23 protein-coding genes and 1 pseudogene are annotated in these 26594 nt (G+C 49.8%); 13 read left to right on the top strand and 11 right to left on the bottom strand.

Features of this window, described 5'->3' with window-relative positions:
- Window positions 1-56: 56 nt before the first annotated feature.
- On the bottom strand, window positions 57-1001 hold the full coding sequence (locus tag CX664_RS18995) for an ABC transporter permease subunit (RefSeq protein ID WP_101748254.1): 945 nt from the start codon (window positions 999-1001) through the stop codon (window positions 57-59).
- A gap of 156 nt (window positions 1002-1157) precedes the next feature.
- Window positions 1158-2327: a polyamine ABC transporter ATP-binding protein gene (potA, locus tag CX664_RS19000; RefSeq protein WP_101748255.1), complete on the bottom strand. Its 1170-nt coding sequence runs from the start codon at window positions 2325-2327 to the stop codon at window positions 1158-1160.
- 444 nt (window positions 2328-2771) lie between these two features.
- Between potA and lrp the strand changes: the two genes are divergently transcribed.
- The gene (gene lrp / locus CX664_RS19005; RefSeq protein ID WP_101748256.1) at window positions 2772-3260 is read left to right on the top strand and encodes a leucine-responsive transcriptional regulator Lrp; all 489 of its coding nucleotides are present in this window, start codon (window positions 2772-2774) and stop codon (window positions 3258-3260) included.
- 69 nt (window positions 3261-3329) lie between these two features.
- Here lrp and CX664_RS19010 read toward each other — a convergent pair whose 3' ends face one another.
- Window positions 3330-3701: a PilZ domain-containing protein gene (locus tag CX664_RS19010; RefSeq protein WP_163371993.1), complete on the bottom strand. Its 372-nt coding sequence runs from the start codon at window positions 3699-3701 to the stop codon at window positions 3330-3332.
- Window positions 3702-4112: 411 nt separating this feature from the next.
- Here CX664_RS19010 and CX664_RS19015 point away from each other — a divergent pair, with 411 nt between their 5' ends.
- The 8 genes from CX664_RS19015 to CX664_RS19050 all read left to right on the top strand — a co-directional run bounded on the left by CX664_RS19015 (window position 4113) and on the right by CX664_RS19050 (window position 14576).
- Entirely contained in the window at window positions 4113-5159 is a 1047-nt protein-coding gene (locus tag CX664_RS19015) for a Leu/Phe/Val dehydrogenase (RefSeq protein WP_101748258.1), read from the top strand.
- An 11-nt stretch (window positions 5160-5170) separates the two neighbouring features.
- A complete protein-coding gene (pdhA, locus tag CX664_RS19020) occupies window positions 5171-6295 on the top strand; it encodes a pyruvate dehydrogenase (acetyl-transferring) E1 component subunit alpha (protein ID WP_101748259.1) in 1125 nt (374 codons plus the stop codon).
- Window positions 6288-7271, top strand: coding sequence for an alpha-ketoacid dehydrogenase subunit beta (locus tag CX664_RS19025; protein ID WP_101748260.1), 984 nt, complete (start codon window positions 6288-6290; stop codon window positions 7269-7271). The genes pdhA and CX664_RS19025 overlap by 8 nt, the downstream gene beginning before the upstream one ends.
- Window positions 7272-7388: 117 nt before the next feature.
- Window positions 7389-8480, top strand: coding sequence for a dihydrolipoamide acetyltransferase family protein (locus CX664_RS19030; protein ID WP_101748261.1), 1092 nt, complete (start codon window positions 7389-7391; stop codon window positions 8478-8480).
- A 510-nt stretch (window positions 8481-8990) separates the two neighbouring features.
- Entirely contained in the window at window positions 8991-10913 is a 1923-nt protein-coding gene (locus CX664_RS19035; protein ID WP_101748262.1) for a PrkA family serine protein kinase, read from the top strand.
- Window positions 10914-10989: 76 nt separating this feature from the next.
- A complete protein-coding gene (locus CX664_RS19040; protein WP_101748263.1) occupies window positions 10990-12267 on the top strand; it encodes a YeaH/YhbH family protein in 1278 nt (425 codons plus the stop codon).
- On the top strand, window positions 12264-13766 hold the full coding sequence (locus CX664_RS19045; RefSeq protein ID WP_101748264.1) for a SpoVR family protein: 1503 nt from the start codon (window positions 12264-12266) through the stop codon (window positions 13764-13766). Before CX664_RS19040 ends, CX664_RS19045 begins: the two co-directional genes overlap by 4 nt.
- A 369-nt stretch (window positions 13767-14135) precedes the next feature.
- Window positions 14136-14576, top strand: a complete 441-nt coding sequence (locus CX664_RS19050) for an H-NS family histone-like protein (protein WP_101748265.1) — start codon at window positions 14136-14138, stop codon at window positions 14574-14576.
- 122 nt (window positions 14577-14698) lie between these two features.
- On the opposite strand, the gene phoR is transcribed toward CX664_RS19050, so the two are convergent.
- The 3 genes from phoR to ubiA all read right to left on the bottom strand — a co-directional run bounded on the left by phoR (window position 14699) and on the right by ubiA (window position 17971).
- Window positions 14699-16027 (bottom strand): phosphate regulon sensor histidine kinase PhoR, encoded by a 1329-nt coding sequence (gene phoR, locus CX664_RS19055; RefSeq protein WP_244910693.1) that lies wholly within the window; start codon window positions 16025-16027, stop codon window positions 14699-14701.
- A 115-nt stretch (window positions 16028-16142) separates the two neighbouring features.
- Window positions 16143-16832, bottom strand: a complete 690-nt coding sequence (gene phoB / locus CX664_RS19060; RefSeq protein ID WP_101748266.1) for a phosphate regulon transcriptional regulator PhoB — start codon at window positions 16830-16832, stop codon at window positions 16143-16145.
- A 233-nt stretch (window positions 16833-17065) separates the two neighbouring features.
- On the bottom strand, window positions 17066-17971 hold the full coding sequence (gene ubiA, locus CX664_RS19065; RefSeq protein ID WP_180966556.1) for a 4-hydroxybenzoate octaprenyltransferase: 906 nt from the start codon (window positions 17969-17971) through the stop codon (window positions 17066-17068).
- 157 nt (window positions 17972-18128) lie between these two features.
- Between ubiA and CX664_RS19070 the strand changes: the two genes are divergently transcribed.
- On the top strand, window positions 18129-18935 hold the full coding sequence (locus CX664_RS19070) for a DUF3050 domain-containing protein (RefSeq protein WP_101748267.1): 807 nt from the start codon (window positions 18129-18131) through the stop codon (window positions 18933-18935).
- 180 nt (window positions 18936-19115) lie between these two features.
- Window positions 19116-20135, top strand: coding sequence for an ankyrin repeat domain-containing protein (locus CX664_RS19075; RefSeq protein WP_146000155.1), 1020 nt, complete (start codon window positions 19116-19118; stop codon window positions 20133-20135).
- Window positions 20136-20409: 274 nt separating this feature from the next.
- Here the strand turns inward: CX664_RS19075 and CX664_RS19080 are convergent, their stop codons facing one another.
- From CX664_RS19080 to CX664_RS19100, 5 genes and pseudogenes are all read right to left on the bottom strand, one after another.
- On the bottom strand, window positions 20410-20949 hold the full coding sequence (locus tag CX664_RS19080) for a chorismate--pyruvate lyase family protein (RefSeq protein WP_101748269.1): 540 nt from the start codon (window positions 20947-20949) through the stop codon (window positions 20410-20412).
- Window positions 20950-21005: 56 nt separating this feature from the next.
- Window positions 21006-22091: a BMP family ABC transporter substrate-binding protein gene (locus tag CX664_RS19085; RefSeq protein WP_101748270.1), complete on the bottom strand. Its 1086-nt coding sequence runs from the start codon at window positions 22089-22091 to the stop codon at window positions 21006-21008.
- A gap of 87 nt (window positions 22092-22178) precedes the next feature.
- Window positions 22179-23092, bottom strand: a pseudogene (locus CX664_RS19090) (ABC transporter permease).
- Window positions 23092-24192, bottom strand: coding sequence for an ABC transporter permease (locus CX664_RS19095; RefSeq protein WP_101748271.1), 1101 nt, complete (start codon window positions 24190-24192; stop codon window positions 23092-23094). The pseudogene CX664_RS19090 and the gene CX664_RS19095 overlap by 1 nt, the downstream one beginning before the upstream one ends.
- The gene (locus CX664_RS19100) at window positions 24192-25874 is read right to left on the bottom strand and encodes an ABC transporter ATP-binding protein (protein ID WP_244910694.1); all 1683 of its coding nucleotides are present in this window, start codon (window positions 25872-25874) and stop codon (window positions 24192-24194) included. Before CX664_RS19100 ends, CX664_RS19095 begins: the two co-directional genes overlap by 1 nt.
- Before the next feature lie 141 nt (window positions 25875-26015).
- Between CX664_RS19100 and CX664_RS19105 the strand changes: the two genes are divergently transcribed.
- A complete protein-coding gene (locus CX664_RS19105) occupies window positions 26016-26183 on the top strand; it encodes a rubredoxin (RefSeq protein WP_101748276.1) in 168 nt (55 codons plus the stop codon).
- Between the two features lie 203 nt (window positions 26184-26386).
- A complete protein-coding gene (locus tag CX664_RS19110) occupies window positions 26387-26521 on the top strand; it encodes an HU family DNA-binding protein (protein ID WP_101748272.1) in 135 nt (44 codons plus the stop codon).
- Window positions 26522-26594 lie beyond the last annotated feature (73 nt).

A 26594-nucleotide genomic window follows, 5' to 3' on the forward strand; every position in this document is an offset into this window, starting at 1 on the left:
TTTGATTCTTCCCAGGCTGCTTGTGCGTTCAGTTCCTGTTTCTGTAGAAAGCGTCATTACAGGCTGGCCTCCAATTGCTTCGCCTGCTGGCGATTGAAGAAGGCGATGGGCAGACACAGGATCAACAGCATGATCATGGCCAGGGCACTGGCCAGCGGCCAGTCACGGTTGTTGAAAAACTCCTGCCAGAGCACTTTACCGATCATCAGGCTCTCAGGCCCACCCAGCAGCTCAGGAATCACGTATTCACCCACGGCAGGGATAAAGACCAGCATACAGCCTGCGATAATGCCACCCATGGACAGTGGCAGTGTAACCCTGAAAAAGGTTTCCCATGGACGACAGCCCAGATCGTTGGCCGCCTCCAGCAGTGATTTGTCCAGCTGGGTCAGGTTGGCATAGATAGGGAGCACCATAAAGGGCAGATAGGCATAAACGATGCCTATATAAACGGCGATGTTGGTGTTCAGGATCTGCAGGGGCTGGTCAATCAGGCCACACCACATCAGCAGGTTGTTCAATAACCCGTTATTTTTCAGTATTCCCATCCAGGCGTATATGCGGATCAGGAATGAAGTCCATGATGGCAGTAGCACCAGCATGAGCAGGAAACTTTGTTTTCTTCCCGGTGCCTGAGCCATGGCGTAGGCCATGGGATAGCCCAGCAGAAGGCAGAAAAAGGTAGCGACCAGGGCCAGCCGGATCGAGGTCAGATAGGCCTGCAGGTACATCTCGTCCTCGGCCAGGAACAGGTAGTTGCCCAGATTTAAATTCAGTGTCAGTACTTCATCAAAGTACTCAAAGATGGCCGAATAGGGCGGAATGGCAATTTCTGCCGATGAAAAGCTGATCTTGACCACAATCAGGAAGGGGACAAGAAAGAACAGCAGTAGCCAGAGATAGGGGACGCCAAGAACGAGGCGACGTCCCCACAGCTCCCTTAAGGCGTTTAGCCTCTCTGGACCCCACGCGGAGGCACCTTTTGTTAACAGGTTGGACATGACAGATTCCACAAAATATCCGTTACCAGTGGCTTACATGTACGGCGGTAAGCCTGAATAGTTTACGAAATAGAAAGCCTTCGGCTTTTAGCCAGGGGAAAGCCTTCAGACTGTTCTTAAACACGAAAAATATTGAATAAGGTTAGCGGTGATTGATCAGCTATTCAGGACGACACCACTGTCATCATCCCAGCTGATATAGACTTCATCACCCCAGGTCGGGTTGTCGGCGGTCCGGATCACATTCGCCATGTTGGACTGTACCATCATGCCCGACGGAAGCCGGATATGATAAACCGAATGTCCACCCAGATAGGCAATGTCGTGCACCACACCCTTACTCCAGTTGTAGTTCCCTTCCGGCTGCTCCCGGGTCACCATGGTTTTTTCAGGCCGCACGGCAATCCAGACTTTGCGGTCTTCCAGTGGTGCCATGATACCGTGGCCAATGTAGATCGGCTGTTGCACCTGGTGCGATTGGATGATGACGTAACCCGCTTCTTCTTCGGTGATTTCTCCTTCAAACATATTGACGGAGCCAATGAATTCGGCGGTCATGCGGCTGTTGGGGTTTTCGTAGATATCGATAGGGGTACCCACCTGAACAATCCAGCCAGCATCCATAATGCCGATACGCTCGGCCATGGTCATCGCCTCTTCCTGATCATGGGTCACCATAATGCAGGTAACCCCCACCTCTTCGATGATATCCACAACCTCAAGCTGCATGCGGCTGCGCAGCTTCTTATCCAGCGCACCCATGGGCTCATCCAGCAACAGCAATTTTGGTCGCTTTGCCAGGCTTCTCGCCAGGGCCACACGCTGGCGCTGGCCGCCGGAAAGCTGATGGGGTTTACGGCGGGCATACTTTTGCATATGCACCAGTGTCAGCATCTCCTCAACACGCTGGGCAATGATGTCTTTGGGCAGGCGGTCCTGCTTTAATCCAAATGCCACATTTTGCTCCACGGTCATGTGGGGGAACAGGGCATAGGACTGAAACATCATATTGATGGGGCGCAGATACGGTGGCAGGTGAGTAATATTCTGGCCATCCAGGTAAATTTTGCCCTCAGACGGTGTTTCAAAGCCCGCCAGCATCCGAAGTAATGTGGATTTTCCAGATCCGGAGCCACCCAGCAGTGCGAAAATCTCACCCTTTTTAATATTCAGACTGACATTATCAACAGCGATAACGTCATCGAACTTTTTGGTGACCTGGTTGATTTTGACCAGGATCTCATTGCCTGAGCGACTTTTTGTCGCAGCTGTCGAAAGCGTCGACGGCGTTGGGGAATGTTTCGGGGAGGCAGATGCTGTACTCATCTAAAATTTTCTCCAGCCCGGAGTATAAAGAACAGGGTAGAACCCGGTGAGTGTGCTTTAATAGGCTCTGTTGGCATAAGTTTATCGTTAGAAACTCAGGTTCGCTTGTGGCGATTATCGTTTCTTTGCTTATGAAAAGAGCCTTCAAACCCTCAAGGAAGTGAAAAGCCCGCGCATTGTCCATAAAAATGCAGGGATTGAAAATGATTTTGCGATAAACCCTGATGGAGGATATTAGTAATCCTCACTTGCAGATTCATCATTGGTACCCTAACCTCCCTCTGCTGGAGGGGAGGTGATTTACCCATTAGATATTAGAATAACGGTTGTCTTAATCAGGATCTGTCCTAAAAAAGATGAATACAAAGCTCACTAATCCCAAATGCTATTGTGTTCCACTTTTCCTGGTGCCTGAACACGCATTGTCAATAAACGACTGAAATCATGAGAAGCCGAAAAGAAGTTGTTCGCCAGTTGGATCGTATCGATCGTAATATTCTCCGTACCCTGCAAGAGCAAGGGCGCATATCGTATGTAGAGCTGGCGGATAAGGTCGGGCTGAGTACGACGCCGTGTATGGAACGGGTCAAGCGCCTGGAAAGGGAAGGCATTATCCAGGGCTATTCTGCACGCCTGAACCCGAAGTATCTTCAGGCAGGGCTTCTTGTGTTTGTGGAAATCAGCCTCTATGCCAAATCCGCTGATATCTTTGATGACTTCCGCAAAGCGGTCATCAAGCTGCCAAACGTGCTGGAGTGCCATCTGGTCTCTGGTCACTTCGACTATCTGGTCAAAGCCAGGATTTCAGAGATGGCCTCTTACCGCGAGTTGTTAGGGGATATTCTTCTGAAGTTGCCAGGGGTCAGGGAGTCCAAGAGCTATATCGTGATGGAAGAACTCAAGGAAACGCTCAGCCTGCCAATCGCAGATTAACCGTTACCTGGCTTGTTAAAGGTTGTTTGTGAGTGTTTACTCCTGTTCTGATCGGCTTCAGAAAGGTATTTAACCTTCCTGAAGCTCACCTGCTACCTGATAATCCCTTATGTAGTAGTTCAATGCGACTTCGTCCTGGTCTTCGATACTGCGTAAAACAAAACCTGCGGCGAAATCAGCCTGTTCACTGACGGTTTGACACCAGACGCACTCGGCACTCATGGACACTCGATAAGCACCTTCCTGAGGCCCTGGCAGGATCAGTGTGACATTCCGGGTTTCTGATGGCCTGACACCCCGATCGGTCAGGATGCTGAATCCTCCTTTTGAGACATCTTCAAGAATGCCGATAGACAGACCGGTGTCGTTATCCAGTACTTCTGCGGTTTTTTCCAGTGTTTTTCTCGGAAATCGACGCTTTTCTTGTTGTATTTGCGACATTTTGGCCTCCATGGGCTAGAGGGAAGGAAGAACTAAGGTATCACCTTTTGTTTTCAAAATGCATCTTTTGCCTGATTTTGCCAAAACAGATTTTCAGGAAACGTGCTTTATGGTTGGTGAGATTTTCAGTCAAATAGTTGATTTAAATAGCGGCCAATGGCGGCAGAGCATGACGTTTTCTAAAACTTATTGACTGTTGACAACAGGACTTAACTTCCTCTGTAATCGAATAAGGCGTTATCAGAAAGCCTGGTTGTTGATAGAACGTTAACCGCTGACTGTGATGAAAGTTCTAGCATACAAAACAACAATAAACAGCCACGTCTGCCAGCTTGCCCTAACCCCGGGATGCCGATAGACAGGGCACTAAACCAGAGCCTGCTGCTCTGCAACATACGGAGGGATCCCGTCATGTTCAGACAGATTGCCGAGGCACGAATCAACGATCTTCATTGCAAATTTGATGAAGAATCCGGCCTCAAATCCGTCATCGCTATTCACAGTACCCGCAGAGGGCCAGCCCTCGGTGGATGTCGAATCATTCCTTATTCTTCCTCTGACGAAGCCATCACTGATGCCATTCGCCTTGCCCGTGGTATGAGCTACAAATCAGCACTGGCTGGCCTGGATCTCGGTGGCGGCAAAGCGGTCATTATGGAACCGGAAGGTGACTATGACCGAACAGCACTTTTCGAAGCGTTCGGGCGTTTTCTCAATGAGCTTGGCGGTCGTTATGCAACGGCTATGGACAGTGGCACAACGGTGGCGGATATGGACACCATTGCTACTCAGTCAGCCCATGTGACCTGTACTTCATCCGGTGGCAGTCCGGCACCTTTTACCGCTGAAGGGGTTTATTATGGCGTGCTTGCCTGCCTTAAAGCCCATCCCTCCCTGCCAGATAATCTGAAAGGTTTAAGGGTCGCTGTTCAGGGGCTGGGTAATGTTGGCTATGCCCTTTGTCAGCGACTGTTTAACGATGGGGCACAATTGATTGTTGCCGATATCAATCAGGATCGTGTTGATCAGTGTGTCCGGGAGTTTGGTGCCAAAGTGGTTGCACCGGATGACATATATTCGGTGCCCTGCGATCTGTTCAGCCCCTGTGGCCTTGGTGGCATCCTCAATAGCGACACCATTGGCAGGTTACAGTGTGCTGCTGTTGCCGGCTCAGCCAATAACCAGCTACTGACGGAGGAAGACGGTATTGCCCTCTTCGACCGTGACATTCTCTTTGCCCCGGACTACCTGATTAATTCCGGTGGATTGATTTTTGTGGCCATGACTTACCTGCAAAGCAGTCAGAGTGATATGCACCATCGCCTGCGTGGCATTCATGACACCCTGTTAGAGATTTTCAGCCGACAGAATCAGGCCGGGTTACCCGCCAGTGTTATTGCTGACCAGATGGCAGAAGCCATTGTGCATGGTGATAACCCTTCACAGTTGACGGCATAGGGAGAACAGAAATGGATTTAACAGCAAACCCTTCCCTCGCCATGGAACAGTTTCTGGATGCTGAAGGCGAAGTCATCAAACGACTGCCAGCCTGGGTCAGTAATCAAGACACTCTCATTGATTACTACCGATCCATGGTGATTGCCCGGCAGGCAGATCAGAAAGCGGTGGCATTGCAGCGGACCGGTAAGATGGGCACTTACCCTTCCTGTCTTGGACAGGAGGCCATCAGTACGGTGTGTGCTGCCCTGCTGGAAAAAGAAGATGTTCTGATTCCTTATTACCGGGATCTTCCCGGGTTGATGCGACGAGGCATCGCTCTCAGTGATGTCATGCTCTACTGGGGTGGTGATGAGCGCGGGAGTGCCAGTCCGGCGTGGGGTCAGGATCTACCGAATTGTGTTCCCATTGCAACACAGGCTGGCCACGCGGCCGGTATCGCCACCGCCATTAAAATCCGCCATGAGGCCGGTGACCCGTTGCAAGTGGCCTTATGTGCACTGGGTGATGGCGCTACGTCGAAAGGGGATTTTGGCGAAGCCCTGAATCTGGCCGGTGCCTGGCAGCTGCCCGTGGTTTATATCATTAACAACAACCAATGGGCGATTTCGGTTCCCAGAAAAATTCAGTCCGGTGCACCGACGCTGGCCCAGAAAGGGCTGGCCGCTGGTCTGCCGTCTTACCAGGTGGATGGTAATGATGTTATTGCCCTTCATGAAGTGGTCAGCGCCGCTATTGACCGTGCACGCCAGGGTAAGGGCGCTACCGTGATAGAAGCGGTCAGCTATCGGCTTTGCGATCACACCACGGCCGATGACGCCAGCCGTTACCGTGCCAGTGAAGAGCTCAAGGAGGCCTGGCAACAAGAACCCATCAAGCGGCTCCGTAACTTCCTGCACCACCGGGGGTTGTGGGATGAGCACAAAGAACAGGCTTTAAAAGATGAGGCTGACCGTATCATTGAGCAGGCCGTGGCAACCTACCTGAACACTCCGCTGCCCGCTATTGAAGACCTGTTTGATTATCACTACGCGAATATGCCAGCCCAGCTGGAGCAGCAGAAAAACGAGGCGCTTGCCAGAGAACAGATGCGTCAGGAAAACATGAAATCAGCCGGAGGCCATCTCAATGGATAACAAACTGACCATGGTTGAGGCCGTCAACCTGGCGCTTGATCATGCTATGGACAATGATCCGGATGTTGTGTTGCTTGGCGAAGATATTGGGGTCAATGGTGGTGTCTTTCGGGCAACCCAGGGGCTGCGGGATAAATATGGCCTCAAGCGGGTGATGGATACCCCGCTGGCGGAAACCCTGATTGCCGGTATCAGTGTGGGTATGGCTGCCCAGGGGATGAAACCGGTGGCGGAAATACAGTTTATGGGGTTTATTTTTCCGGCAATGGAACAGTTAATCTGCCACGCAGCCCGCATGAGAAACCGAACCCGGGGGCGGCTGGCGTGTCCCCTGGTGCTGCGGGCTCCTTTCGGCGGAGGTATCCATGCCCCGGAGCATCATTCGGAAAGCACGGAAGCACTGTTTGCCCATATTCCGGGGTTAAGAGTGGTTATTCCATCGTCACCGGTCAGAGCCTATGGATTGCTTCGTGCTGCCATTAATGAGCCGGATCCGGTTATCTTCCTGGAGCCAAAGCGCATCTACCGGGCAAGTAAGCAGATAATTGATGTTGCCAGTGACCCGCTGCCATTGGACACCTGTTTCACGTTAAAAGTCGGGCAGGATGTCACATTGGTCAGTTGGGGGGCATCGGTTCGTGAAACCATGGAGGCAGCCGACATTCTGGAGGGTCATGGCATTTTTGCAGAAGTGATTGATGTGGCTACCATCAAGCCTCTTGATATGGAGACTATTCTGACGTCAGTCAGAAAGACCGGACGCTGTGTCATCGTTCATGAAGCTTGTCGGAGTTTTGGTGTGGGGGCCGAGATTGCTGCCGGTCTTATGGAAAGGGCGTTTGATGATCTGAAGGCCCCCGTTGAACGGGTGACCGGTTTTGATACGACAATGCCCTACTACAGGATGGAAGACCATTATCTGCCCCAGGCCGATGATATTGTCAGGGCATCGATCAAGAGTCTTGCCAGGCACTAGCATTCATTGCCAATACCGGAATCATTATTTCAATAGCCCTGAGCGGCAAATACTGCCAGAACTGTAGGACTGCAAAACCAGAAGCAGGCGGTATTTTTATAATAAAAAGGTACATTCATGCGCTTTTTCAATTTACCCGATTTAGGGGAAGGTATTCCTGAAGCTGATATTGTCGAATGGCATGTAGGAGAAGGGGATAGCATCAGGGAAGATCAGCCGATGGTCTCAGTCGAAACAGCCAAAGCCGTTGTGGAAGTACCTGCGCCCTGCACTGGAGTGATTGCCCGTCTTTGTGGTCAACCCGGTGACACTATTCTTACCGGAGCCCCGCTGGTGGAGTTTGTCACCGATGGGGAAGATAGCGGTACGGTAGTCGGCAAACTGGTCAGTGATGATGCCAGCACCAATAGCGATGATGCTTTTATTATTGGCTCACCAGCGGATGGTCAGATGCCACCGTCGTCTTCAACTCACATGGTTCAAAGTGGACTTCAATCACTGGCTGAGCAATTCCAGGTGGATCTGGGTGCTGTCACAAATCGTAGAACCGCTGCACAACCTGTCATTGCCTATCCCCTGGACAATCCAGAGCCATTGAAAGGTGTCCGCAAGCACATGGCTCGCACCATGGCAGAGTCTCATGCTTCCGTCGTACAGGTAACGCTGTTTGATGATGTGGATATTGATCATTGGGATGATAAAGAAGACATCACTGTTCGTCTGATTCAGGCAATTGCCAAAGCCAGCGCCGTGGAGCCTGCGCTTAATGCCTGGTTTGATGGCGTTTCCATGAGCCGTCAGCTTCATGATGCTGTTGATCTTGGACTGGCGGTAGATAGTGACGAGGGACTATGCGTTCCGGTGATGCGTGATGTGGCAAAAATGAACAAAGCAGAAGTGCGTGAGAGTATCAATAAGCTCAGGGAAGGGGTAAAAGACAGAAGTCTGCCAAACTCAGAGCTTCAGGGTGCAACCATCACGTTAAGTAATTTTGGTGTCTTTGCCGGAAAATACGCGACACCGGTTGTTGTGCCGCCAACCGTTGGTATTATCGGTGTTGGCCGTTTAAGGGAAGAAATCGTCAGCGTTGATGGCAAGCCTGAGAGCCACCGTATCTTGCCTTTGTCACTGTCGTTTGATCACCGCGCAGCAACGGGTGGTGAAGCAACACGTTTCCTCCATGCAATGATTCAACAGTTGCAGAAGTAGTCAAAAATCCACATTATAAATTCTGGGGCAAGAAAAAATGCGCTATCAGCTTGCGGTTAAAAACGCAGGGTTGTTTTGATAGTGCCATGCTTGTCGGGCAGCTTTTCCAAGGCTAAGTGCGAGACCACCAGAAGTTGTGAGCGATGAAGAATAATATCTCTGCCAGCATGCTGCAAGGAAGTCCGTTGTTATAAGTTGTTATGAAAAGCGCATCAATGTAGGCCAGATTTTTTCGACTGAATGCTCGTATCCCGCTTTTGCCGGTCATGACACCGAGTTCTCTGGTTTGTCGGACGGGCATTATATGCCACCTTTTTCTATAGCATTGTTGATCAGTATGAACTGCTTTTCTGGCATTCATAGCTGCTCAATAAAAGTTATAAAAAAATGTGGTCAAAGTTCTGACTCTGCCGATAGCATAATTGAGAAGAATAAGCTTCCAGATGAGCTATCGGTCAAACGTTCCTGGTCGTTGTTCAGGAATTCAAGCAGACAAAGGCGGGTGAAGGCATGGACATCTTCAATACATATCAGCAGAGATTTCAATCAACCCAGCAGGAAGAGCTGACCATCGAAGAGTATCTGGCACTGTGCAGGCAGGATTCTTCTGCTTATGCCAATGCGGCTGAGCGCATGCTTATGGCCATTGGTGAGCCGGAGATGGTGGATACCTCAAGGGACCCAAGGCTCAGTCGTATATTTTCCAATAAACTGATTAAGCGTTATCCGGCATTCCGTGAATTTTATGGTATGGAAGAGGCGATTGAGCAGATCGTTTCCTACTTTATGCACGCTGCCCAAGGGCTGGAAGAGAAGAAACAGATACTTTACCTTTTGGGGCCAGTGGGTGGTGGTAAGTCTTCTCTGGCAGAAAAGCTGAAGGCATTGATGGAGAAAGTCCCATTCTATGCAATCAAAGGTTCACCGGTTTTTGAGTCCCCTCTGAATCTGTTTAATCCTGATGAAGATGCCGACATTCTGGAAAAAGAATATGGCATTCCCAATCGTTACCTGGGCGGCATCATGTCACCCTGGGCGGTTAAGCGGTTAAATGAGTTTGGCGGTGATATCACCAAGTTCAGAGTAGTGAAGCTGCATCCCAGTATTCTGAATCAAGTGGGTATTGCCAAGACCGAACCCGGCGATGAGAACAACCAGGATATATCCAGCCTTGTGGGCAAGGTGGATATACGACAGTTGGAAGAATACTCTCAGGATGACCCGGATGCCTACAGCTTCTCTGGCGCACTCTGTCGTGCCAATCAGGGCATGATGGAGTTTGTGGAAATGTTCAAGGCGCCAATCAAGGTACTCCACCCGCTGCTGACCGCGACCCAGGAAGGTAACTACAACAGTACCGAAGGCATGGGTGCCATTCCTTATAACGGTATTATTCTTGCCCACTCCAATGAATCCGAGTGGCAGTCATTCCGGAATAATAAGACCAATGAAGCCTTTATTGACCGGGTGAACATCGTCAAGGTGCCTTACTGCACCCGGGTGACGGAAGAAATTCATATTTATGAAAAGCTGCTGGCTAATAGCTCGCTCAAGGAATCCCCCTGTGCACCGGATACCTTGAAAATGCTGGCCAAGTTTACGGTCCTGTCGCGCATCAAGGAGCCGGAAAATTCCAATGTGTATTCCAAGATGCGGATCTATGATGGCGAAAACCTGAAAGATACCGACCCCAATGCCAAGCCATTACAGGAGTACAAAGATTCAGCGGGTGTTGATGAAGGTATGGAAGGCTTGTCTACCCGTTTTGCTTTCAAGATTCTTTCCAAGGTATTCAACTTTGACCCTACGGAAATTGCCGCTAACCCCGTGCACATGCTCTACGTACTGGAACAGCAGATTGAGCAGCAGCAGTATCCGAAAGAGGTGCATGAGCGTTATCTGCGCTATGTGAAAGAGTTCCTGGCACCCAAATACATTGAGTCCCTGGGCAAAGAGATTCAGACCGCCTATCTTGAGTCTTACTCCGAGTACGGGCAGAACATTTTTGACCGATACATCACCTATGCTGACTTCTGGATTCAGGATCAGGAGTACCGTGACCCTGAAACCGGCGATATTCTCGACCGCTCGGCCATCAATGATGAGCTGGAGAAAATCGAGAAAGCAGCCAGTATCGCCAATCCAAAAGATTTCCGTAACGAAGTCGTTAATTTCGTGCTCAGGGCCAGGGCCAATCACAATGGGCAAAACCCGAGCTGGCTCAGCTACGAAAAAATGCGCACCGTGATTGAGAAGAAAATGTTCTCCAATACAGAAGACCTGCTTCCGGTGATTTCATTCAATGCCAAAGGCAGCCAGGAAGATCAGCGCAAGCACAATGAGTTTGTTAAGCGCATGGTAGAAAGAGGGTATACCGAGAAGCAGGTCAGGTTACTGGCTGAATGGTATATCCGGGTGCGCAAGTCGCAGTAACTGCCGTCCGGGTAGAGAGGCAGGGCGAATGGATTCTCGCCCTGTTTGTCATAAAGGACACACAAGGAGCGTGTTCATGAGTATTATTATCGATCGACGGTTGAATGGAAAAAACAAAAGTACCGTCAATCGCCAGCGGTTTCTTGAGAGATATAAGAAGCACATCAAGAAAGCAGTGTCTGATGCTGTGAATAAACGCTCCATTACTGATGTGGTTTCTGGCAGCGAAGTCACCATTCCCCGAAAAGATCTTTCTGAGCCGGTATTCCGCCACGGTCAGGGTGGGCGTTATAAGCAGGTTCATCCGGGCAACAAGGAGTTTGTCAGTGGTGATCGTATCAAGCGGCCATCGGGCGGCAGTGGGTCCGGAAGCGGTAAGGGCAAGGCTGGCAACAGCGGCGAAGGAATGGATGAATTCAGCTTCCAGATAAATCATGATGAGTTCCTGGAGCATATGTTTGATAACCTTGAGCTGCCAAACCTGGTTCGGAAGCAGCTGGAGGATATGACAGAATTCAAGATTCGACAGGCCGGGTATACGACAGCAGGCTCTCCAGACCGCCTGAATGTGGTGCGCTCCCTGCGTTCAGCCCATGCCCGGCGTATTGCCTTATCCGGTGGTGATCGTCGGGAGATACGGGCACTGAAAAAAGAGCTCCGGGAAATGGAAGTCAGCCCGGATGAAACGGACCAGCAACGAGTTGTTGAATTAAGAGAACGGATAAAAGAGCTCAATGCCAAGCTGAAAAGACTACCATTTATTGATGACTTTGACCTGAAATACAACAACATGGTCAAAGTGCCTTCGCCCAGTAATAAGGCCGTGATGTTTTGTGTGATGGATGTGTCCGGATCCATGACTCAGGACATCAAAGACATGGCCAAGCGCTTCTTTATTCTGCTCTATCTGTTTTTGCAGCGTAATTATAAAGAGATTGAAGTAGTCTTTATCCGTCATCACACAGCCGCTAAAGAAGTGGATGAGGATGACTTTTTCTATTCCAGGGAAACCGGGGGAACCATTGTTTCCAGTGCCCTGGAAATGACCCGTGATGTGATCAATAAGCGTTACAGCCCGGTGGACTGGAATATCTATGTTGCCCAGGCATCGGACGGTGATAACTGGGAAGGGGATTCCAGTGTCTGCACCAAGATTCTCACCGAGCAGATTATGCAGAAGGTTCAGTATTACTGTTATGTGGAAATCACCGACCGTGCCCACCAGAATTTATGGCGTGAGTACCAGAGTGTAGCGGAGAAGTTTAAAGATCACTTTGCCATGCAGCAGATTAAATCGCCCAGTGATATTTACCCGGTTTTCCGTAAACTGTTTGAAAAAAAGGAAAATGCATGAGCAGCCAGTTGATTTCCAGTGAGCCGGAGTGGACGTTTGAGCTGATTCAGGAATACGACAGGGAACTGGCCCGTCTTGCTGATCGCTTCCGCCTTGAAACCTACCCGAATCAAATTGAGATTATCAGCTCTGAACAGATGATGGATGCCTATGCCTCAACGGGTATGCCATTAATGTATAACCACTGGAGTTTTGGTAAACACTTTCTTCATACCCAGCAAAACTACCAACGGGGCAGAATGGGGCTGGCCTATGAAATTGTGATCAACTCAAATCCCTGCATTGCCTATTTAATGGAAGAAAATACGATGACCATGCAGGCGTTGGTATTAGCCCATGCCAGCTATGGTCATAACTCATTCTTTAAAGGGAACTATCTGTTTCAAACTTGGACCGATGCCGAGTCCATTATCGACTACCTGTTATTTGCTAAACATTATATTGCACAATGTGAAGAGAAGTATGGCATTGAGGCGGTCGAGGAAATACTCGACGCCTGTCATGCATTAATGAATCAGGGGGTTAATCGATATAAACGGCCCCGGCCCTTATCCGCTGAGCAGGAACAAGCCCGGCAGGAAGAGAGGGCGGAGTATATCCAGAGAACTCTGAACGACATCTGGACCACCATTCCAAAGGTTGAGAAAGATGAGCAGGAACAGGAAGAGCGCTTTCCTAAAGATCCGGAAGAAAACCTGCTCTATTTCCTGGAAAAGAATGCACCGTTATTGGAAACCTGGCAGCGGGAGCTGTTGCGAATAGCCAGAAAAATTGCCCAATACTACTACCCTCAGAAACAGACTCAGGTGATGAATGAAGGGTGGGCCTGTTTCTGGCATTACCATCTTCTTCATGAACTATACAACGAGGGCAAGGTGTCCGATGGTTTTATGCTGGAATTTCTTCACTCCCATTCCAGTGTCATCTATCAGCCGCCTTTTGATAGCCCGCAATACAGTGGCATCAATCCATACACCCTCGGCTTCAATATGTTTATGGATATTCGTCGTATTTGTGAAAACCCCACCGATGAAGACCGGGAGTGGTTTCCTGATATTGCCGGCAGCGACTGGCTGGATACCGTTCACTTTGCCATGAGAAACTTTAAGGATGAAAGCTTTATCCTGCAGTTTCTGTCACCCAAAGTGATGCGAGATTTAAGACTGTTTTCGATTCTGGATGATGAGTCCCGAACTTATCTTGAGGTGGACAGCATTCACGATGAAACAGGCTATAAAGCCATCCGTGAGTCACTGGCCGCTCAGTATAACCTCGGCAATCGGGAACCAAACATTCAGGTTTATAATGTCAATATCCGGGGTGACCGCATGCTGACGCTCCGTCATTACCAGCATGAAGGTCGGCCATTGGGAAAAGAGACCGACGAGCTGTTGAAACATATACACCGGATCTGGCAGTTTGATGTAGAGATCGAGTCGTTTGAAAATGGCGCAGTCACTCAAAGCTGGCAGTGCAGTGAGAATAAGAAACGCAAATAAACGTCGATTGATAGCTGATACGCTTACGGTAAATATTAAGCAACTATCCATTAATTTTTGAACCAAAAAGGACACAAAGAGCACGAAGAAGAGCTTTTCTTTTCCTTGGTGCTCTTTGTGTCCTTTGTGGTTCCCATTCAACATGATCCATATCGGAGTTATACAACTTATTCCTTTTGATCAAAAAAACAACCTGCCTGATTTCGGATTAATAACCTGACAGTTTTTACTATCAGTGATTCACATTATTTTTAAAATTTATATAATGGTACTTCCATCTAAAAAAATCTTGCTGTATAAAGTTCATCGAATTGAACATCTTTATTCCTAAGTAGGAAGTTCTATCAAGACCAAGGAGTCGTAGAGTAAATGAATATTTTTGAAGAAGTTCTGCATCGCCTCAGCAGCAAAACCCGTATTCGCTCACTGTTTAAAGATGTACATGCGGAAGATCTGGAACGTATCATTTCCCGTCTGAACGATGTGCTGACTGAGAAGCAGGAAGCGCGTGCCAAAGACGAAGAAAAGCGTAAGAAGAAGCAGGAAAGCATTGAAGCCATCAAGCAGATTATGGCTGACCGTGGTGTTTCCATGAATGATCTGGGCCTGGGTAATCTGGAACCGGAAGAGACAGTACAGAAGCGTCGCAGAAATATTCAAAAGTACACTTTTGAATACGAGAACGAAGCGGGTGAGCGCATTAAGTGGGAAGGTGCCACTACTGGCCGTCTGCCACGTGATTTCCAGGCGTACCTGGAGCGTACTGGCAAAAAGCGTCTGGACTGTGCTCTGGAACAGATCGAAGAGTAAGTTTTATTTGCTCCGAATAAAAAAAGGGTCTTGCAGACCCTTTTTTTATTTTCATGAGTTTGTTTTGGCTAATACGGCGTTAATATCACCATTTACCGGAAAGATCGTGTTCAACCGGCATGCTATACGTTGACGACGTTGGCTTGCTTGATTCTCGACAGGGGAAAGTGACATATAAAACGACTGCCTTTTCCCGGATGGCTACTGATACTGATACGACCTTCATGCCTTAATAACACATGTTTTACAATCGCCAGTCCAAGACCGGTCCCCCCTGTCGCATGACTGCGGCTCTTATCCACCCGGTAAAAACGCTCAGTCAGTCTTGGAATATGAACGGGGTCAATGCCAACACCATTGTCCTGAACCATCAGGTGTCCACCTTCCTGATCCTGCCACCACTTCACCTGCACCTTTCCTCCAGACGGGGTATAGCGAATAGCGTTATAAACCAGGTTAGAAAAGGCACTGCGCAGCTCCACGGCATCACCCGTTAATAAGGCATCATCGTCGCATTCAAGTTGCAACTGGTGCTGATTTTCACCGCTCAATGCTTTGGCGTCGTTAACGATACCGGCAAGCAGAGACTTAAGCGTCACTGACTGACTTATTCTTTCCGGTTCCGTTGCTTCAAGCCGTGAAAGTAACAAAAGATCCTCAATCAGTCGCTGCATTCTGGATGCCTGCTCCTGCATTTGGCCAAGAGCACGATTAAAGATGGGTGGTGTATCCGGATTCATTGCCATACCATCACTCATGGTCTCCAGATAACCGGAAATCACGGTTAGAGGCGTTCTCAATTCATGGGAAACATTGGCAACAAAATCGGTTCTCATGATTTCAAGCTGATGCAACCGGCTGACATCCCTGACCAACAGAAGTCGATTACCCTGCCCATAAACGGTAATGGCTATTTGAAGCTGCCGACTCTCGTGAACCGGTGAATCGATCTTAATGGGCTCTTTGTCGTGGCTATTGTCCATATAGCGGGCAAATTTTGGATTTCTGACCAGGTTTGTCAGGAGCTGTCCCTGGTCATCAGGCATTTGCAGGCCCAGTAACTCTCCGGCGGCACGGTTCCACCACTCAAGGGAACCATTCTGGTCGGCCATGACGATTCCGTCGTTTAATGCTGCCGTTGATTCCTGTATGCGTTCTATCACGCTGGCAAGTCGCTGTTTTGAGCGGTTGTGTTTGCGCTGAATTCTATAAATACCATCAAAGATCTCACCCCATACGCCTGTGCTTTCCGGGGGATCCAGCTCTTTATGGGCCGCCTTATCAAGCCATATCAGCAATCGGTGCAGTTGCTGGTGGCTCCAGAGAAGGTAGAATAATGTGGCAAGAAAAAGCCCCAGAAAAATCCGGTCAGCCAGCCAGCCGACAAGTAGCCCGATGGCAAGCATTGACACTATTCGACCGGTAAACCAGGATCGGACAGAGGTGGTCACAGGCAGTTCCGCAGTTTGTTGAGCTTATGGTGATTGATCCTGACCATCATTCTTATGTCATCAGGCGGTGATGAGGAAAACGTCACTGAAGCCATTTTCATTGAATTCCAGCATTCTACGCTTTAGTGGAAAAACGGTAGCCAGTACCTCTGACGGTTTGAATGTAATTCTCATAGCCACTGCCCAGCGCTTTTCTCAGGCGGCGAATATGGACATCCACCGTTCTCTCTTCAACATACACATTGCCACCCCAGACCTGGTCAAGCAACTGCCCACGTGAATAGGCTCGCTCCTGATGAGTCAGGAAGAACTGCAGCAGCCGGTATTCCGTTGGCCCCATTTCGGCAGGGTTGCCATCAATACTGACCCGGTGGCTGACAGGGTCCAGTTCCAGTCCTTTGACGACGATAGCCGACTGTTCGTCCATTCCATGAGTTCTGCGCAGTACGGCCTTAAGTCGGGCAGCGAGCTCGCGGGGGGAGAAAGGCTTGGTGATGTAATCATCCGCACCGGTTTCCAGCCCCTGGATTTTATGGTCTTCTTCCCCTTTGGCGGTCAACATAATGATCGGAATTTCTGCTGTCAGCTGGTCACGCTTAAGTCGTCTTGCCAGTTCGATACCCGAGATGTCCGGTAGCATCCAGTCCAGAAGGATCAAATCGGGTCGGTTATCCACCACCAGTGAGTGCGCCTGTTTTGCATCAGCTGCTTCCAGGCACTGATAACCAGCCATTTCCAGCGCCATAGCGACCATTTCCCTGATGGGTGCTTCATCATCCACAATTAGAATTGTTTTGCCAGACATGAGAATACCCCGGGGTTGAATGAGAGAAAATTGCTTTGGTAACCGTTTATCTTTATGACAGGTATTACAGCGAGGGAATGTTACAGAAAAATGACGTTGAGGAAAATTTGATGGACTTTTTGCTGGTTGTCCAACCCATGAGTTACTGTTTTCCCGTCGTTGAAGTGATAAAGGGGAGGTGAAGGTTGAGCACTTTCGGCTCAACCTTCAAATTCAGGTGTTTCAGTCGGTCATCACAGAGAACAGGCCAGACCGAGAAATATGGCGGCACCAACCCAATGATTAGAAAGAAAGGCTTTGAAACAAGGATCCCTTTCACGGTTGCGGGTTAACCATTGCTGGTGGGTAAAACCTGCGGCGGCGGCAACAAGGCTGACATAGAATGGCCAGGCTAATTCCAGCTGTAACCCCAGCATCACCAGGGCTATCAGGGTAAACGTCTGAAAACAGGCAATAATCAGATTATCCATTTCGCCAAATAAAATGGCGGTGGACTTAATGCCGATCTGCAGATCATCGTCTCTGTCCACCATGGCATACTGGGTATCGTAGGCGACAGTCCAGAGGAGATTGGCGGTAAACAACAGCCATGTCTGAGTGGTCAGTGTGTCGGCCTCGGCGGCAAATGCCATGGGGATGGACCAGCCAAATGCGGCACCCAATACCACTTGCGGCAGATAAGTGTGTCGTTTGGCAAAAGGGTAGGCTGAGGCGAGTAGCAGGGCGGCAAAGGAGAGATAGATGGTCAGGGCATTGGTGGTCAATACCAGCAGAAAGGCCACAAAAAACAGGCTGGCGGCGTATATCAGGGCTTCTTTCGGGGTTATCTTTCCGGTCACCAACGGACGTTGCCGGGTGCGTTTTACATGACCATCAAAATGTCGGTCAGCATAGTCATTAACAACACAGCCAGCGCTGCGGGTCAGCACCACCCCAAGCATGAAAACCACCAGATTACCAACAGAGGGGATGCCTTCGGCCGCCAGCCAGAGCGCCCAGAGTGTTGGCCATAGCAGTAGATAAATGCCAATGGGGCGATCAAGGCGAGCCAGTTGAATAAAGTCTTTCCAGCGTGGTACGTGCTGATCCAGCAGCTCTGCACATTTATCAGCGCCTGTTATCGATTGTATAAATTTCATCTGCGCCCTTGGAGTTCTGTGTTTTGGAAATATAGTCAGGGCCTTCCAGCCGACACATGTTTTGCCGATAAAAAAATGATCACAGGCTGCCATGTGTCCACTATCTATGTAGTCTTGTCGGCCTGCCAGAGCAAATTGCTTATTGCGGGAGACTATCATGTTTACAGAAGACTTACGCCCTCTTCAAGAACAACTTTTCCAGCACTCCATCTACCAGAAAATTAACAGTGTGGAGACGTTGTCGGCCTTTATGGAAGCTCATGTCTTTGCTGTATGGGATTTTATGTCGCTGGCAAAAAGATTGCAGCTTGAGTTTACTTCCATGCCGCTACCCTGGGTGCCAGTTACGGATGCCCCGTCTGCCCGCTTCATTAATGAAATTATTCTCTATGAAGAGACGGATAAGGATCTTCATGGCACGCCCATGAGTCATCTGGAAATGTATCTCGCTGCCATGAATGAAGTATCCGCGGATACCAGCAAAATCGAACAGGTAATTTATAGCATCAAGACAGGGGTTCCCTGGCAGCAGGCCCTGGTGGTTGCTGAGGTACCGGAATACATTCAGGCATTTGTTTCGGATACGCTGAAGATAGCCCAGTATGGTTCGTTACCGGAAGTGGCCAGTTATTTTCTTTTCGGCCGTGAAGATGCCATTCCGCAGATGTTTTCTTCCCTGTTGAATCATTGGGAAATCCCCCCGGCGTCCGTTCCTGCCATGACCTACTACCTTGAGAGACATATTGACCTTGATGGGAATGAGCATGGCCCGGCAGCAGAGAACCTGCTGAAACAGTGTATTAATGGGGACAAAAACGCAGAAGCGTCGGCCGTTGCCAAGGCGAAAGAGGCTATTTCAGCACGAATAAGATTTTGGGATGGTCTTGAGAAGCAATTGGACCAAGTTACCGCTGGACAGGGGGCTGTTGACAAAGCAGAGCCTATACTTCCCGGTTTTATCTGAGGCATTGCGTTTTTTCAACTCAAGAAGGAACTTTGGCTGATAATTACTGTCTGAGTGTACAGTTGTGATGGTTTCTGAGAAAGTTCTTTTCCGAAATTTGTATATCCCAGTCAAAATATTATTTACGGGATTATCAACAAGTTTTGTTTAGACACCTTCTTCATCACATTACAAATGCTCATGATCGACTCTGCCGGGCATTGGTATTCGATAAAAATAACCATTGATGGAGATTTTAAAATGCAGGTAACAATTACTGACCCTCAGCCACTGAAATATGATACACCTTCTGGTGCAGATTCAAACAAACATAATAAAGGTGATCCACGTTTTGCGGATTCCAGTGTTGCAACCACCAACATTCCGCCACAAATCGCAATACAAAGTTATGCCCCAACATTTCCCACTACTCCCATTACTGGCGTATCCTGCAAGGTTATCAATCCAGATGACACTGCCTCAATCACTGGCAGGAATGCCTCCGAATTACTGAAGAGTCCGTTCAATAACGATCCAGGCTATGAATCGACACTGTGTAAATGGATGAAAAGTGAGTCTGACACTTCCTCGGCAGACCGCGCCAAACAGGACAGTGTTATAAAAACGCTGTTAATGGCGATTACCGACACTGATACTTCCAACGCTACAAGGTTAATATCCGAATGCGGTGCCACTGAACTTTCCGGGTATCGATGCTCGTTTTCCTTTGAAGGTACAACTTACCCTGACATCACTCCTTTTGCTCTTGCGTGCAGCCTTGGTAAATTGGATCTTGTCAAGAAGCTATACGCCAATCCGGAACAATTAAACCAGACATTTGATACCACAGATGGTACTGGACAAAAACCAGTTAATTTAGCGGCTATGAACGGGCATGTAGAAGTGATGAGTCAACTATTTAAGTGGGGAGTTGATCCTCAAAGTATTGTTAACGATGCCCTTACTAATAAAATTCTTAGCTGTAGCGATGGTCGTGAAGCAATCAAAAAAGTTGTAACAGAATTGTGTTTAACAGGAGAACTAGAACTTTCTGAAAAATCCGTTCTCTGTATAGGTTCTCGTGATGAATGCAAAGATGGAGATGATATTGGTTGTTTAGGTCATGGAGTTGTTTATGTAAATCCTGACTACAACCAACGTCAACAAGTGGTTGAAGGTTCCTATAATGGCCGCCTGCTCGCCAGGTTATTCTCCGAATAAAGTGACTGTAGAATTTTCTGATATGAACAATTTAAAAAACCCGACTTATGCACCTATTCCTTTAATGGAGTGCCCGGAATGGGACTCTATGTAAATCCTGAATCTAAACAACGTATCTTGAGGCTTTCCTTTATCCAGAAACCTTTATTCACATAAACTTCAAGGTAAAGCCCCATCTCGATAGCAATGGTTATTAGGGCATTGCCAGTAAAAAATTTACTGGCATACTGCAATGCCGCTTCTCATGCTACTGGGAGGTAACCAGGCGCTATTCTCAGACAGCCCCTCTGCTCTCACGCTCAGGCAAAAAAACCTCACAAACAGAAATAGGCTTATCCCGCAACAAAAACAGAGATCGTCTGGCCCAGGCGATTTCTGCTGTAAATTTCACATCAAGGTATACGTTAAATTCACTGGCTTTTATATCGGTGACTTCAATCGGTCCACGGCGCAGGCCGGGCTGACTGAAAATGTACTCACCTAATGGCCGGTCTCCCAGTTCCAGAAGTACTCTATTCTCACCGGACAGACTGGACTCTGGTAACACACTGCGGGCAAAAACCACCGGTTGGCCTGAGCCAAACAGCAGGACTTCTCTTATACTGGCACGCTGATCATCGCAATGAAGAAAGGCTTTCTCTGATGCATCCGGCTCCTGCCAATCATGGGAAATGACCCGGACAAAAAAATCGTTGTTGTGTGCTTGTTTCAGCCGTCGGGTCAACGAATGTTGATCCAGTATCATCTCACGCAGTGCGCTGGGTATCGCTTTGGCATCCCGGGCGGGTTGCCAGTTCATGTCAGCAAAGAGCATCGGCAGTACATCCTGCCTGGAGCCGATGACTCCAGGATCTGTCAATCAAGTGGGGATCAGTTAGGCAAAGAGCCTTCAACGCCCTCCACATACCAGTTCATGGACAGAATATCACCATCGTTCAGCTTTGTACCCTCTGAAACTTTAATGGAACCATCCTGTGCCTTGATGGGGCCTTCAAAAATGGTAAAGGTGCCATCGGCAATCTGTGTCTTGAAGGCTTCGACCTGGGCAACCACGGTTTCAGGAATGGCTTTGTTATAAGGGGCCATTTCAACCATGCCTGCGGAGAAGCCGCCCCATACATCTTCTGCCTTCCACTGCTTATCCAGTACTGCTTTGGCCGTGTCAGTGTAGAAGCCCCCCCAGTGAACCATGCTGCCGGTCAGGTGGGCATCGGGACCAAAGCGTGTCATGTCCGTGTCATAGCCAAAGGCATATACCCCTTTGTCCTGGGCGGCCTGCACCGGAGCGGGTGAGTCGGTGTGCTGGTTGATGATGTCGGCACCTTGGGCAATCAGTGACTCAGCCGCTTCACGCTCTTTGGCTGGGTCGTACCAGCTGTTGATCGAGACCACTTTCACGGTGGCATCCGGGTTGACACTGCGCAGGCCGAGGGTAAAGGCATTGATCCCCTGAACCACTTCAGGAATCGGGAATGAACCCACATAGCCAATCACATTGTTCTTGGTCATGTGTCCGGCAATCACGCCCGTCAGGTAACGGCCTTCATAAAAGCGGGCAGAGTAGGTGCCAACATTCTTGCCACGCTTGTAACCCGTGGCGTGCTGGAACTTAACGTTGGGAAATTGCTTGGCCACTTTCAGTGTTGGGTTCATGTAGCCAAACGAGGTGGTAAAGATCAGGTCGTGTCCCTGCTGTGCCAGCTTACGGATGACCCGCTCGGCATCGGCACCTTCAGAGACACTCTCGACATAAGTGGTTTCGATATTCTTGCCCAGCTTCTCAACCATCTCCAGTCGGCCTTCATCATGACCATAGGTCCAGCCGGCATCACCCACCGGGCCGACATAGACAAAGCCCACTTTCAGCGGCTTTTCAACCGCCGACGAGAGTGTCGACAGGGTCATCAATCCGGCGGTTGCCACACAGACGAGGGCCTTTTTAATCAGGGATTTCATGGGATGATCCACTCCTTACAGGTCTGTTTTATCGTTAGATTAATGGCCTGAGTTCCCTGTCAGGCCGGGTTGGAACCGTTTTAAAGATTACCCCGCCGGGTGGTAGGGTTTGCCAAGGGACATTGGTGCCAGCAACCGGCTTCTGGACTGGTTGCTTGATAGCAATACCAGCACCACAATGGTCGCCAGATAAGGCAGGGTCGCCAGCAGATTGGATGAAATAGAGGCACCCATCCCCTGCAGTACCAGATGCATAATGCTTGCCAAACCAAACAGCCAGGCCCCCAGTAATACCCGTTCTACCTTCCAGCTGGCAAATACCACCAGGGCCAGGGCAATCCAGCCACGCCCTGCGGTCATGCCTTCTGCCCACAGCGGCGTATAGGCCAGTGACAGATAAGCACCCCCGAGGCCCGCCATGGCACCACCAAACAGTAACGCCAGCCACCGGGTCCGTATTACCGGTAAGCCTACAGCCGTGGCTGAGTATGGGCTTTCACCATCAGGCCGGGACGGCTGAAGCGGAAAAACAGCCAGATAGCCAACGCGATACCCAGAGAGCAGTAAACCAGAATGTCCTGACTGAACAGGGCTTTACCCAGAATCGGTATATCCGATACCAGCGGGATCAACATAGGCTGGAAGCCTGCCAAAGCCTGACCGATGTAGTCAGTGCCCACATAAGCACTCAGGCCTGCACCAAAAATGGTCAGGGCCAGGCCGGTGGCCACCTGATTGGCCCGCAACTGGATCGCCAGCAGGCCAAACAACATGGCCATGGCCATGCCAGCCAGCAGACTCATTATCACCCCGAAGATCAGGCTGCCTGTGGTGAGTGCGGCAATAAAGCCGATCACCGCGCCCATCAGCATCATGCCCTCCTGCCCCAGGTTAAGCACGCCACTCTTTTCACACACCAGTTCCCCCAGGGCAACCAGCAGCAGTGGCGTACCGGTTCGAACCATGGCAAACAGAATGTTAGTGATCAGGTCCATATCCATTAGCCGTTGACTCCTACATGATGTCCCTGAGCCGGGGGTTGATGAGTAGAGATTTTCAAGCGGTAACTGATCAGAAAATCACAGGCCAGCAGAAAGAACAGCAACATCCCCTGAAACAGACTGCCCATGGCCAGCGGCAGGCCAAGGTCAATCTGACCCATCTCGCCCCCCATATAAACCAGCGCCATCAGCAGGCTGGCCAGTAAAATACCAATAGGGTGCAGGCGACCAAGAAAGGCAACAATAATGGCCGCATAACCGTAGCCGGGGGAGACCGATGGCACCAGCTGACCAATCGGGCCACTGACTTCCGAGATACCGGAAAGCCCGGCCAAAGCACCGCACAGCAACAGGCTGAAATACACCAGACGGCGCTCACGGAAACCGGCAAAGTGCCCGGCACTGGCATCCAGACCAATGACCTTCAGCTGAAAGCCCAGGAAGGTCCTGGTCATCAAGACCCAGATGCAGACCCCGGCCAGCAGTCCGAAGGCCAGACCAATATGCAGGCGGGTTCCTTCCAGCAACAGTGGCAGCGTGACCGCATCGGTAAACAGTGCAGATTCCGGGAAGTTAAAACCATGGGGATCTTTCAGGGGGCCGTGCACGGCATTGAGCAGCAGATTCAGGGCAATATAGTTCAACATGATGGTGGTGAGGATTTCATTGGTATTGAAATGATTCCTCAGCACCGCAGGGATTAATGCCCAGAGTAAACCGGCCACAGCGCCGGTTATCAGTACCGCGGGGAGCACCCAGACGCCTTCCGAATCCATCCAGCTCAGGGCGGCCCAGCTGCCCATCAGAGCCCCCATCAGTAACTGTCCTTCTGCGCCAATGTTCCAGATATTGGCTCGAAAACACACCGCCAGACCCATGGCACAGAGCAGTATGGGGGCGGCTTTGACACCCAGCTCGGACAGGCCATAGCTATCGCTGATGGGCAGAATGAAAAAGGTATATAACCCGGTCCACGGGTCCTGTCCCTGCAAGGCAAAAATCACACTCCCGGCCATCAGGGTGAGCAACACCGCCAGAACGGGGGACAGATATTTCATCAGGCTGGAGTCTTGCGGCCGTCTTTCAATGGCAATCTTCATCAGGGGGTATACTCCTTTGCCTGTCTGTCAGGTTCCATTGCCATCGGTGCTGAGGCTGATTTTTCCGGATGACCAAACACACCGGCCATCCACTGACCCACTTCGTTAATGGAGGTTTCCCTGACCGGTTTCACGGTTGACAGTTTGCCGTGGCAGAGTGCACCCATTCGGTCCGAAATCTGGAACAGCTCATCCAGATCTTCAGAAAGCACGACGATGGCCGTGCCCTTGTCTCTGAGATCAATCAGGGACTGATGGATAAGGTTGGCGGCACCAACATCAACGCCCCAGGTCGGGCTGGCACAGATCAGCAGTTTGGGATTCTGTAAAATTTCACGGCCAATAATGAACTTCTGCAAATTACCGCCGGACAGGCTTTTGGCATCCGCTGAGTTGCCGTGGGCTTTTACCCGAAAGCGGCTGATAACGTTGTTGGCAAATCCGTGAATTCGTCGCTGTCTTAAAAACCCGCCGGACACCAGGTTTTGTAAAAAGCCGGTGAGCAAGCCATTTTCGGACAGCGACATATCGGGCACTGCTCCCCGACCCAGGCGCTCTTCCGGCACTACGGCCATGCCCAGGCGTCGTCGTTTACCGGGGGTTAACTGGCCAATGGCCTGATTATCCAGCGTGATAAAGTCCGCTGAGGCAGCCAGTCTCTCCCCACTGAGCAGTTGAATTAATTCTTTCTGGCCATTGCCTGCTACACCGGCGATGCCAAGAATTTCCCCGGGTTTTACCGAAAAATGGATGTTGTGCAATGGGGTGCCAAAGTCACCCAGTGCCGCTTCTGTCAGCCCTGTGACGTTGAGGCGTTTATCGTCATTCTTATTGGTGGAAAAACTGTAGCGCTGACCCAGTGTCGTCTGGCTGCCCACCATCATACTGGCCATATCCTCAGTGCTGGTGGTTTTCGGATCACAGGTTCCGGCAATCTTTCCGTGTCTCAGCACTGTGGCGCTATCACACAGGGCTTTAACTTCCTGAAGCTTATGGCTGATAAACAGCAGACTGCAGCCTTCAGCGGCCAGCTTTTTCAAGGTGACAAACAAACTGCTGACTTCCTGTGGTGTCAGCACCGAGGTAGGCTCATCCAGAATCAACAGGCTAATGTCTTGTACCAGGCAGCGAATGATCTCAACCCGCTGGCGCTCTCCGGTGGATAAACTGTGCACATGACGATGAGGGTCAATGGGCATACCGTAATGGCTGGAGATTTCCTCAATGCGTCGGGCCAGATCCTTCAGCTGGCCTGCTGCTCTTTTATCCATCGCCTTCCCGTAAAAAGAGAGTGCAATGTTTTCCACCACGGTTAAGGTCTCAAACAATGAGAAGTGCTGGAATACCATGCCTATGCCAAGGCGTCTTGCATGGGCTGGCGATTTCAGGGTGTGCTGCTGGCCATCAAACCAGATATGTCCGCTGTCTGGTTGCGTCACGCCATAGAGGATTTTCATCAAGGTACTTTTGCCTGCACCATTTTCGCCCAGCAGCGCATGGATTTCGCCAGGCCGGATGGCCAGGCTTACCTGATCATTGGCAACAACACCCGGATACACTTTGGTGATTCCTGCACAGCGAATACGGTAGCAGCGCTCTTCACCGCTGCGGTTGTCAAAAACAGTGCCTTTGCTGTCCAGACGGTGTGAACGGCTGGATTCCGGCTCGTGACTTGCGGGCATGATGATCTCTGATAACGTATATTTATTCTTCTTGGTGAATCTTTGTTTACGGATTGACCTGTTGAGCATTTGGGGTGATTTCAACAGCACAAAACATGCCATAAATAAGCAACAGTTGGCATGTATGAACCGGAGAGAATGATGAAAAAGTGGCAGTGTATTGTCTGTGGTTTTGTCTATGATGAGTCTGTCGGTTGGCCTGACGATGGCATACCTGCCGGAACGGCTTGGGAGGATGTTCCGGAGGACTGGCTCTGCCCGGATTGCGGAGCCAGCAAATCTGATTTTGAGATGATGGAAGTGAGTTGATTGATCGAAAAAACCGGATTTCTGACAAAAATCCCGCAAACAATTGGTCCAGACTATTGCCCTGAGGGCAGCGGTGTTTTAGTCTGTTTTTGTCTGTGACCCATAAACCTGAAGTCAAGAGCTGCTGCTGTGCTTGCTCAGGAAGCGAAAAACCCTTGATTCAAGGGAAGAAACAAGAAAAAACAAAACGGAGTGTATTCCCTATGCGTAAGCCCGATCTGGTCAATGTCATCGCTGATGAAGCGGATATCAGCAAAGACAAGGCTTCCCTGGCGCTCAATGCCATACTTGAAGCCATCACCAGTGCCATGAAATCAGCAGCTGGAGTCAAGCAATAAGTGCAACAGACCTCCCAGTGTAGACCTCAAGCGGGGTTAGACCGCCAAGTACCTTGCGAGGCATGCTGTTTAT

This window comes from Endozoicomonas acroporae, from assembly GCF_002864045.1.
GTDB classification, from domain to species: domain Bacteria; phylum Pseudomonadota; class Gammaproteobacteria; order Pseudomonadales; family Endozoicomonadaceae; genus Endozoicomonas; species Endozoicomonas acroporae.

Coding starts and splice junctions, on each gene's coding strand:
- CX664_RS19030 (WP_101748261.1), top strand. CDS start 7,389: ATGCGCTTTTTCAATTTACCCGATTTAGGGGAAGGTATTCCTGAAGCT.
- CX664_RS19085 (WP_101748270.1), bottom strand. CDS start 22,091: ATGAAATCCCTGATTAAAAAGGCCCTCGTCTGTGTGGCAACCGCCGGA.
- CX664_RS19040 (WP_101748263.1), top strand. CDS start 10,990: ATGAGTATTATTATCGATCGACGGTTGAATGGAAAAAACAAAAGTACC.
- CX664_RS19025 (WP_101748260.1), top strand. CDS start 6,288: ATGGATAACAAACTGACCATGGTTGAGGCCGTCAACCTGGCGCTTGAT.
- CX664_RS19105 (WP_101748276.1), top strand. CDS start 26,016: ATGAAAAAGTGGCAGTGTATTGTCTGTGGTTTTGTCTATGATGAGTCT.
- CX664_RS19080 (WP_101748269.1), bottom strand. CDS start 20,949: ATGCTCTTTGCTGACATGAACTGGCAACCCGCCCGGGATGCCAAAGCG.
- phoB (WP_101748266.1), bottom strand. CDS start 16,832: ATGTCTGGCAAAACAATTCTAATTGTGGATGATGAAGCACCCATCAGG.
- pdhA (WP_101748259.1), top strand. CDS start 5,171: ATGGATTTAACAGCAAACCCTTCCCTCGCCATGGAACAGTTTCTGGAT.
- CX664_RS19110 (WP_101748272.1), top strand. CDS start 26,387: ATGCGTAAGCCCGATCTGGTCAATGTCATCGCTGATGAAGCGGATATC.
- potA (WP_101748255.1), bottom strand. CDS start 2,327: ATGAGTACAGCATCTGCCTCCCCGAAACATTCCCCAACGCCGTCGACG.
- ubiA (WP_180966556.1), bottom strand. CDS start 17,971: ATGAAATTTATACAATCGATAACAGGCGCTGATAAATGTGCAGAGCTG.
- CX664_RS19015 (WP_101748258.1), top strand. CDS start 4,113: ATGTTCAGACAGATTGCCGAGGCACGAATCAACGATCTTCATTGCAAA.
- CX664_RS19035 (WP_101748262.1), top strand. CDS start 8,991: ATGGACATCTTCAATACATATCAGCAGAGATTTCAATCAACCCAGCAG.
- CX664_RS19075 (WP_146000155.1), top strand. CDS start 19,116: ATGATCGACTCTGCCGGGCATTGGTATTCGATAAAAATAACCATTGAT.
- CX664_RS19100 (WP_244910694.1), bottom strand. CDS start 25,874: ATGCCCGCAAGTCACGAGCCGGAATCCAGCCGTTCACACCGTCTGGAC.
- CX664_RS19010 (WP_163371993.1), bottom strand. CDS start 3,701: ATGTCGCAAATACAACAAGAAAAGCGTCGATTTCCGAGAAAAACACTG.
- CX664_RS19045 (WP_101748264.1), top strand. CDS start 12,264: ATGAGCAGCCAGTTGATTTCCAGTGAGCCGGAGTGGACGTTTGAGCTG.
- lrp (WP_101748256.1), top strand. CDS start 2,772: ATGAGAAGCCGAAAAGAAGTTGTTCGCCAGTTGGATCGTATCGATCGT.
- CX664_RS19070 (WP_101748267.1), top strand. CDS start 18,129: ATGTTTACAGAAGACTTACGCCCTCTTCAAGAACAACTTTTCCAGCAC.
- CX664_RS19095 (WP_101748271.1), bottom strand. CDS start 24,192: ATGAAGATTGCCATTGAAAGACGGCCGCAAGACTCCAGCCTGATGAAA.
- CX664_RS18995 (WP_101748254.1), bottom strand. CDS start 1,001: ATGTCCAACCTGTTAACAAAAGGTGCCTCCGCGTGGGGTCCAGAGAGG.
- CX664_RS19050 (WP_101748265.1), top strand. CDS start 14,136: ATGAATATTTTTGAAGAAGTTCTGCATCGCCTCAGCAGCAAAACCCGT.